Annotated in this window: 1 protein-coding gene and 2 pseudogenes; 2 read left to right on the top strand and 1 reads right to left on the bottom strand. The window is 70.6% G+C overall.

The annotated features are described in order from the left end of the window. Positions 1-112 precede the first annotated feature (112 nt). Positions 113-463, bottom strand: a pseudogene (locus ACH4VX_RS35125) (family 16 glycosylhydrolase); the annotation flags it as partial. A 412-nt stretch (positions 464-875) separates the two neighbouring features. Between ACH4VX_RS35125 and ACH4VX_RS35120 the strand changes: the two are divergent. Then, a pseudogene (locus ACH4VX_RS35120) lies at positions 876-2233 on the top strand (AAA family ATPase). Positions 2234-2413: 180 nt separating this feature from the next. Then, the gene (locus ACH4VX_RS35115) at positions 2414-9091 is read left to right on the top strand and encodes a DUF3320 domain-containing protein (protein WP_398373338.1); all 6678 of its coding nucleotides are present in this window, start codon (positions 2414-2416) and stop codon (positions 9089-9091) included. The last annotated feature ends 15 nt before the right edge of the window (positions 9092-9106 follow it).

Here is a 9106-nt window from a genome sequence, read left to right as displayed (position 1 = left end):
CCACGCCCGCCCCCGGCTCCACAAGCCCCCCCCCCCGCCGCGCGGCCCCGGGCCGGGGTGCGGGCCGCGCGGCCGGTAACCCCTTCTGTTTCCCCCCCCCCCCCCCCCCCCCCCGCACCCAGTCCACCTCCGCCCGCACTCCCCCGGCCGCGACGCGGTCCACACTGGACTGCGGGAGGCCCCAGTACGGGGTCGTGACCTTGTTCCAGCCGGCCGGGTAGGCGCCGCCGAGCGCCGGGTTGAGGATGACCTACTGGTTGTGGTCGAAGACCCACTGGCCCCGGGTGGACTCCAGCTTGTTGCGCGTCGTCTCCTGGACGAGGCGGTCGTCGACGAAGAAGCGCATGCCGGTCGGAATCCACTCCACCGCGTAGGTGTGCCACTGGTCGGTGCGGCCGCCGTTCGGGTAGGTCTGGCGGGCGCCGATGTCGCCGTCGGCGGAGTAGCCGGGTCCGTGCGGGGCGAGGTGTTCACGGGCGTCGTCGTGGCCCGTGACGAGGACCGCTTCCTGCCGGGGGCACGCCCGTTGTGGCGTCCGGCGATCACCGTGCGCGGCGATCCGCCGGTACGTCTGGCGGCGGGCAAGGAGATCAAGCGCCCCGCGCGTCCGGGCCAGGAGGCCGAGATCGTCGAGGTCGTACCCGAGGGCGACGGCAGCACAGTGGTGATCCAGCTGAACGGCGGCTTCAACAGGGCGCGCAAGCCCCGGCTCCGCCGGGCACGCCGGCCGAGGTCGGCGAGACGGTCACGTACACCTCCGTCGACCCGAAGTCCATGCCGTCCGTCCTGCCCGCGGAGGAGGACACTCCGTGGACCCACGGCGGCCCTCCCCAGCCCTACGAACCGACCGACGAGGACGCGGAGGAGATCTGGGAATGACCACCGCCCCCAAAACCTCGGAGACCGAACCACCCGCCGTCACCCCCGGTGAGCTCGCCGACCGGGCGGTCGCGGGCATCCTGTCGAGCCTGGACACGGCCACCGGCCGGGGCGTGGTCGTGGACTCCCCGCCTGGCGCCGGGAAGTCCACGCTCGTGAAGCGCGCGACGGGCCATCTCACATCGTCCGGCCACCAGCTCATGATCGTCGCGCAGACCAACGAGCAGGTCGACGACCTGGCCGACAACATCGCCCGGGAGTATCCGGACCTCACGCTCGGCCGCCTGCACGCAAGCGGGTTCACGCTGCCCGACCGCGTCCGCCGGCACGCCAACGTGACCGGCAGCAGGGAGATCACCGAACTCCGCGATCTGCCGGTCGTGATCTCCACGGCGAAGAAATGGTCGTACGTGAGACCCGACAAGTGCGCCCCGTGACGCTGGGCGATCGTCGACGAGGCCTATCAGATGCGGTCGGACGCCCTGCTCGCCACGGCGCCACTCTTCGGTCCGGAGGACTCCCAGGTGCTGTTCGTGGGCGATCCGGGCCAGTTGGACCCCTTCGCGACGGTGGACACCGACCGCTGGCACGGCCTGACCTGGGACCCGCTGCGCAACGCGATCGACGTCACCCTGGCCCACAACGAGGATCTGGAGCGCCACCAACTGCCCGTCTCCTGGCGGCTGCCGGAGATGGCGGCACCGCTGGTGGAGAAGGCGTTCTACCCCTTCTACCCCTTCACCTCGGGTACGCGGGCCGCCGACCGCGTCCTCACGTACCGCAGCGCGGCGCACCGCCCGACCCCGCCGGATGCCGTCCTGGCCCGCGCGGCGGAGTCGGGCTGGGGCCTGCTGGAACTGCCCGCCCGGCACACCCTGGACGACGACCCGGAGGTCGCCGAGGCCCTCGCGGCGACGGCGGCCCGCCTCCTGGAGCGCGGCGCCCTGGTCAACGGCGAGCCGCTCACCGAGTCCCGCATCGCGATCGGTGCGGCACGGACGGTCCAGGCCGACGCGGTCCGGGCGCGGCTCGCGGCCTGACGGCGATCACCGTGGACACCGCCAACCGTCTCCAGGGACGTGAGTTCGATGTCACCCTGGTCTGGCATCCACTGTCCGGCCGCCAGGACGCCTCCGCGTTCCACCTGGAGACCGGGCGCCTGTGCGTCCTGCTCTCCCGGCACCGCTTCGCCTGCATCGTGGCGGCCCGCACCGGCATCACCGACCTGTTGGACCGCCACCCGCGCAGCAGCCCGGTGTACCTGAACGTGCCGCCGAAGTTCCCGGACGGGTGGCGGGCGCACCAGGTGGTGATGGAGCACTTGGGGCAGGACGAGCACAAGGTCCACTTCTGATTTCCACACAGTCACCATAGAATCCGTCCGTCCGTGGGGGGCGAGTGCGACAAGGCAAACATGTCGCGCAAGGGGGATGATTCGGAGAGCGCCGGGCCTGCCCGCGTCACCGTTCCCCGGAAGCCGTCCGTGCTTTCCCTCTCCGGACCTGAGCAGCACGACGTGAGAGCAGGGACAAGCGTGACGACCAATCCGGGTGCATTCGGGGGCGGTAGCGATCTGGAGCGCCTCAAGACGATCCTGACGGGTTGGCGCACGTCGCTCGTGGACCTCAGCGGACGCAACCGGCTGTTGAATTTCAGGCACACCCGCACCTCGACGCTGGAACTGTCGGCCCCCTCTCCCACGATCCTGGTGAATCTGCTGGAGGACCGCGCACTGCAGTTCGCCAAGCTCCCTGACGAGGTGCCCTCGGAAGATGAGGAGTCAGTGTGCCCTCCTCCCGGTGAGTACGACGTCGTCACGCAGAAGACCACGGCCCCGGCTCTGCAGCGGGCATTGCGCTCTCTTCGTTCCAAGGCGACGCAGGTGTTCAACGACTACGGTCTGTGGACCCTTCACCTGGGCGTCGGCATGCTGCACTGGCGTGAGGACGGAGCCACCACCACGAGTCAGGCACCGCTGATCCTCTTCCCGGTGGAACTCGTGCGGACACCCACCGGGCTGGAGCTCCTCCAGGCGAACGAGGACGAGGACCCGCAGCTCAATCCCGCGCTGCCCATCAAGCTCGAACAGTTCGGAATCGACTGGGCCCCCGTCGCGGAGACCGACTGCCGTGACGTGACGGCGGTGCTCGAGGCAGTACGCAAGGCCGTGGCCGGCAAGTCCCAGTGGGAGGTGGAGGAGCGCGCCGTCATGAGTCTCTTCGCCTCCCACAAGGAGTCGATGTACCGGGATCTGCTGGAGAACGAGGGCCGGCTCCTCGCGAGTGACCTGGTGCGCGCGGTAGGGGTGGGGCCCGGCGACGCCCTCGCCTCCGACCGCTTCGACTTCGAGGAAGTACCGTCGGAGCGGGTCGACGAGCTGGTTCCCCCGGAAGACACTCCTCTGGTCCTGGACGCGGACACGTCGCAGCGGCAGGCGATCGCGGCAGCCGTGGCGGGCCGATCCTTCGTGCTCGACGGCCCTCCGGGAACGGGCAAGAGCCAGACCATCACCAACATCATCGCCGGTCTGATGCACGCCGGCCGCAGCGTGCTGTTCGTCAGTGAGAAGGCGGCGGCGCTGGATGTCGTACTGCAGCGACTGAAGTCGGTGGGCCTGGACTCCTACGCCTTCGCCCTGCACAGCCGTAACACCAGCCGCAAGGCCGTGGCACAGGAACTGGGCCGCGCACTCTCCGAAGAGCCCCAGGCGACCGGGCTCCCCGACCAGGAGAAAGCCCAGGCCCGTCTCGACCGTGAGGCGCTGTCCATATACGCCACCGCGATGAACGAGGTCCGTCAACCCCTGGGCCGCTCGCTGCACGACGTCATCGGTCAGGCGGGCCGTCTCGACGACGCCCCCGTCGCCTATCTCGCCGCCTCCGCTGACGGAACGCCCCAGCGGTTCGACGCCTCGGCCCTCTCCGCTGCCGATCTGGAGAACGTGCTCAACGCCGCCGACACCGTCGGTGACGCCTGGCAGGCCGTGGCCGACCCTGGTTTTCCCTGGCGAGGGCTGCGCACGGACCGGCCCCATCCCGGCCCGGCGCTGGAGGAGGCACGCACCGCCCTGGACGGCCTCCTGTCCGCCCTCGACGGCTACGAGGCGCTCAACACGGACGGCGCGCAGTTCACCGTGCCGGGCGAGGTCGACCGGCTCATCCGTCTGCTCGGGCTGCTGGAAGGACGGCTCCCGGTGCCCGAATGGTGGCTGACCGACGCCGACATCGCGCACACCGTGACGGATCCCGTCGAGTCCTTCCTCGACGCGTCGCGTCGCGTACGGCGCGCCCAGCAGTCCGCGCAGGATCTGGTCGGCGAGCGCTGGCAGGAGGTGTCTCCCCGTCTTCGTTCCGAGCCGCCGGCCGCGGAGCAGGCTCTGTCCTCCCTCGAGCCCCGCGGGCTGGATCTGGCCGGGCTGACCGAGCGGCAGGCGGAAGATGTCAGGCGCGACTTCGGCGGCATGGCCGACCTGCTGGGGGGAACAGCCGTCTCGGCTCGAGAGCTCGCCCGGACCCTCGGCATGGACGAACCGGGGTCACTGGCCGAGGTGAGGACGCTGTGTGATCTGGCGGACCTGTCCGGTGTTCCGCACCGTCCGTTGGAGGCGTGGTTTACTCCGGAGGGATGCGCCGCCGCGCAACAGGCGGCTCTCCGTCTGGTGCGGGCCTCGCTCGACGAGTTCGAGGCGCGGCGCGACCGTACGGTGGCAGCGCGCAAGGCCGCACACGAGCAAGCGGGGTCGGGCTGGGCGGACGTGCCGTCCCACCTGCCCCGAGAACCGGAGGCCGCGGAGCTCGCACTCGGCGTCCTGGAACCGTCTGGTGCCGACCTTACGGGCCTCGGCCGGGCCAAGGCCGACGCGCTGGCCTCCCGCTGGGGTGTCCTCGCCGAAATGCTGGAGGGCACCGCACAGTGCGCGACGGACACGGCGGACCTGTTGGGTTGCGAACCACCGGACAACTCGTCCGCGACACGGTCGATCGCGGAACTGGCCGTGCTGGCGACCGGTGTCCACCGTGCTCCCGGCAGCTGGTTCGACCCGGCGATACTGCCTCGAGCGCGCCGCGTGGTGGACGAACTGCACCGCCTCATGGACGTCCTCGAGAGTGCCCGGCAGGAGGCCCAGGGCGTATTCGGTCCCGACACGCCCCGCACAGAGTGCCTGACCGACGCGGTGCGCCGTCTCGCGGAGAACGGCCGGCGTTTCGCCGCCGGTCTGTCCTCCCAGGTCCGAGCGGACCGGAAACTCGTCGGGGGCATCAGCACCGGCGGTTCCTGGAACAGCGGTCTGCAGGACGAGATGGCCAAAGCCGCCGCCTGGCAACAGGCGCACCGGGCCGTGCGCACCGCGGTGACCGAGCACAGGGACCTCCTCGGTCCCTACGCCGGTGACGAGCTGCCCGACCTCGGCGCGGTGGACGCTGCGCTCCGCCAGGCCGAGGAGGCGCACCGGATCGCCCCGTCCGTGGTGGTGGATCCGGCCCGTCGCCGCCGTCTGGCCGCACAGCTCTCCCATGAGTCGGCTCCTGACCCCGCCCTGTATGAGTGGGGCAAGCGACTGGAGGACGACCTGAGCACGTGGGCGGCGGCGCGGCGGGAGCCGCTGCTGCGCGGACATCAGGCGGCTCTCGACCGTCTCGGTCCAACTTCGGCCGCCGCGTGGTTGCACGCCCATGTACCGGCTCTGGAAGACGCCGTACGGCTCATCGACACAGTCCAGTCCACAGGTCGCCGGGAGTTCACCGGGGAAGCGGGGCACACCCTCGCCTCGGCCCGTGCCGCGATAGGTACCGCCCACACCGCGCAACGGGAGGACGCTGCCTTCGTGGCTCGGGAAAGCAGCGACAAGAAGCTGCTGTGCACCTGGTACGCGGGGCTGGACACCCGCCTCGAGACCCGTCCGGACGCCGGCGGCAACACGACGGTCGAGGACGAACTGCTGCGGCGCGCGATGCGCCTGCCCGAGCCGGACCATAAGTCCGGCTCGGAGAGAGCCGTATCCGAAGCCCTTGAGCTACTGGGTGAGTACGCGCCGGACGGACGGCCTCACACGGCCGCCCTCGCTGCGGCGCTGACCGCCGCTTCGGAGGCACACAGGTTGGCCGGTCCGGTCCTGGCGGATCCGGCACGGCGAAGTGGCGCCGTCCGCGCTCTCCGTGCCGGTGAGCCGGCCGTTCGGGGACTGCTCGAGACGGCTGCCCGCCTGCGGGCGGAATGCGCCGAGTGGGAAGCCTTCACGAACACTCCTTCCTTGGCTCCCTCCGCTTTCGCGCTGCGAGCCCTGTCCCTTCCTGAAGCCATGGTGTGGCTGCGTGCCCACCTCGACCCGTTGGACGAGGCCTCTTCCCTGATCCACTCCGTGGCTCGTGCGGCCGATGCCTCGCAACGGGGAGCCGACTGGCTGTCCCTTGGCGGCGCCCGCTCCTGCGTCGCGGCCGTGGTGGCGGCGCGCACCGCCGAGGAGGACTTCCTTCGGGCCGAAGCAGAGCACCGCCGTCTGCTCGGCGATCTGTACGACGGGTTGCGCACTTCTCGGAAGGCCGTCAACGACGCCCTGGACTGGACCCTCCGTGCCAGACGTACCGCCTCCGCCACCGGCGCGGCTGCTCCCCTGACGGTCGAAGCCGCCCGTCTGCTGCTGAACGCGACACCCGATCCGTCGGTGGAGCGCCGCAACCGCGACTGGCTGGAGCGGATGGAGGTGCTCGTCGGCCACTTCGCACCGGCACGTGCGGCGGAGATCCGCTCCGAGCTGGAGGCCGGACTCACTTCAGCCGATGTGCTTCTCACCCGCATGTCCGACGATCCCTACGGTCCGGACGCCTGGATCCGTTCCGCCGGGGCCCGCGATGTGCTGGGCGGTTACGGCCTGGAAGAGCTGCCGACCCAGCTGGCGGACCGCGACGTACCGGCGTCGTTGTTCCGTGTGGCCGTGGAGCGGACCGTTCTGCGGGCCTGGGTGGAGCACCAGTCGGCGACCGACAGCCGGCTCTCCGTGGTGCGGGCCACCGACAGGGACCAATTGGTGGAGCGCTATCGCCGACTGGACCGCGGGCTGGTGCAAGCCGCCCATGCGACGGTGATCGACTCCTGCAACGCACGGCGTCCCCGCAGAGCGACGACGGGGCAGGCCGCGATCCTGAGCCGTCAGGCGAAGCTGCAGCGACGGCACAAGCCGGTGCGGCGGCTGCTGGACGAGACCCGGGACGTCGTGCGGCGGCTCAAGCCGTGCTTCATGATGAGCCCGCTGACGGTGAGCCAGTATCTGCCGGCGGACTTCCGCTTCGACGTGGTGATCTTCGACGAGGCGTCCCAGGTTCTTCCGCAGGACGCCGTGAACGCCATTTACCGCGGTGACGCCCTGATCGTGGCGGGCGACCCTCGGCAGCTCCCGCCGACGTCGTTCTTCAGCGCGGGCAGTGACTCCGACGATGACGACGAGTTCGACGAGGAGGTGCCCGACTCCTTCGAGTCCATCCTGGACGCCTGCAAGGCCAGCGGTGTGCTGCGCGAGCTGTCGCTGCGCTGGCACTACCGGAGCCGCCACGAGAACCTGATCGCCTTCAGCAACCACGAGTTCTACGACAACTCCATGGTCGTGTTCCCGGGCGCGGTCACCGACGGTCATGACGTGGGCGTCGCCTTCTACAAGGCCGACGGCGTGTACGACCGCAGCAACAAACGGGACAACGTCCGCGAGGCCGAACTGGTGGCCGAGCGGGTCATCCACCACTTCTCGACCCGGCCGCACCTGACGCTGGGCGTCGTCACGCTCTCCAAGGCACAGGCGGACGCCGTCGAGGACGCCGTCATCAAGGCACGCAGGTCCCGCCCCGACCTCGACGGGCACTTCACCGAGGACCGGCTGGGCGGCTTCTTCGTGAAGAATCTGGAGACGGTGCAGGGTGACGAGCGTGACGTCATCGTCCTGTCGGTCGGCTACGGTCCCGATGCCCAGGGCAAACTGCGCGCCACGTTCGGCCCGATCAACCGCGAGGGCGGTTGGCGGCGTCTGAACGTCGCCGTGACCCGTGCGCGTCACCGGGTGGAGGTCGTGGCCTCCTTCCACGGCGCGGACCTGCCGGACAGCGCGAACAAGAGCGTCCAGCACCTCAAGCGCTACCTGCAGTACGCGGAGCAGGGCCCCGCGATCTTGGCGACGGCATCACCCGACGCGGACGCCGCCCCGGAGAGCCCGTTCGAGGAGGACGTGCTCGGCACACTGCGCGGCTGGGGCTACGACGTGCAGCCCCAGGTGGGCGTGGCGGGCTTCCGGATCGACATGGCGGTCCGGCACCCGGGAGCACCCGGCTCGTACGCGCTGGGCATCGAGTGCGACGGCGCGATGTACCACTCCTCGCGCGCGGCCCGTGACCGCGATCGGCTGCGCGAGGAGATCCTGCGCGGCCTGGGCTGGAACCTGCACCGGATCTGGGGGACCGACTGGTATCGCAACCGCAAGGACGCGCAACGGCGGCTGAGAGAGGCCGTGGAGGCCGCCTGCGCGGCCGATCCGTACGCACCGTCCGTCCCGGAGGCCGCGCCGGCTCCCGTGCCCGCCGCGGCACCGACGGAGGTGGCGATCGTGCCGGTGACCGAGTCCGACCGCTCGGAATGGAGCCGGCCGTACCGCGCGCTGGGCTGGGAGGAGTTGCATGACCTGAAGGAGGTCCTGTGCACGGCCGCTGGGCTCCCGGGAATCGATCTCCGCGACCCCGCGGCCCGGAAAGTGGTTGCCGAAGTGGCCCTGCACATCGTCACCGTGGAAGGCCCCGTCGAGGAGGACGTTCTCATCGGCCGGGTCCGCAGCGCGTGGCTGCTCGACCGCTCGGGTCAGATCGTGCAGAGCAGCATCCGCGATGCCCTGGCGCGGCTGCGCAAGAAGAACAAGGCCGTGCGGTCCGGCACCGTGTGGGACCTGCCCGGCCGGGACGTGACGGTGGCCCGCACCCCGAGCCCGGACTTCGACCGCAAGAAGGTCTCCCAGGTTCCCACCGCGGAGCGCCGGATCGCCCTGCTCGGCATCCTGTCGGAGTCACCGGGCATGGTCCGCGAGGAGCTGGCCAGGGAAACGGCCCGCTTCTTCGGGTGGCTGCGCCTGGGCCCTGACATCAAGGCCGCGTTCGACCGGGACATCGAGGGTCTGATCGCCGATGGACTCGTCACCACGGGCCCGTCGGGGCTCGTTCCGGTGGAGGACTCGGCCGGGTGACCATGCTGGGGGCTT

It is taken from the genome of Streptomyces sp. NPDC020731, assembly GCF_044334705.1.
Lineage (GTDB): Bacteria > Actinomycetota > Actinomycetes > Streptomycetales > Streptomycetaceae > Streptomyces.
The sequence above is the reverse complement of the archived record's forward strand: the minus strand, read 5'-3'. Positions and strand labels throughout refer to the sequence as shown.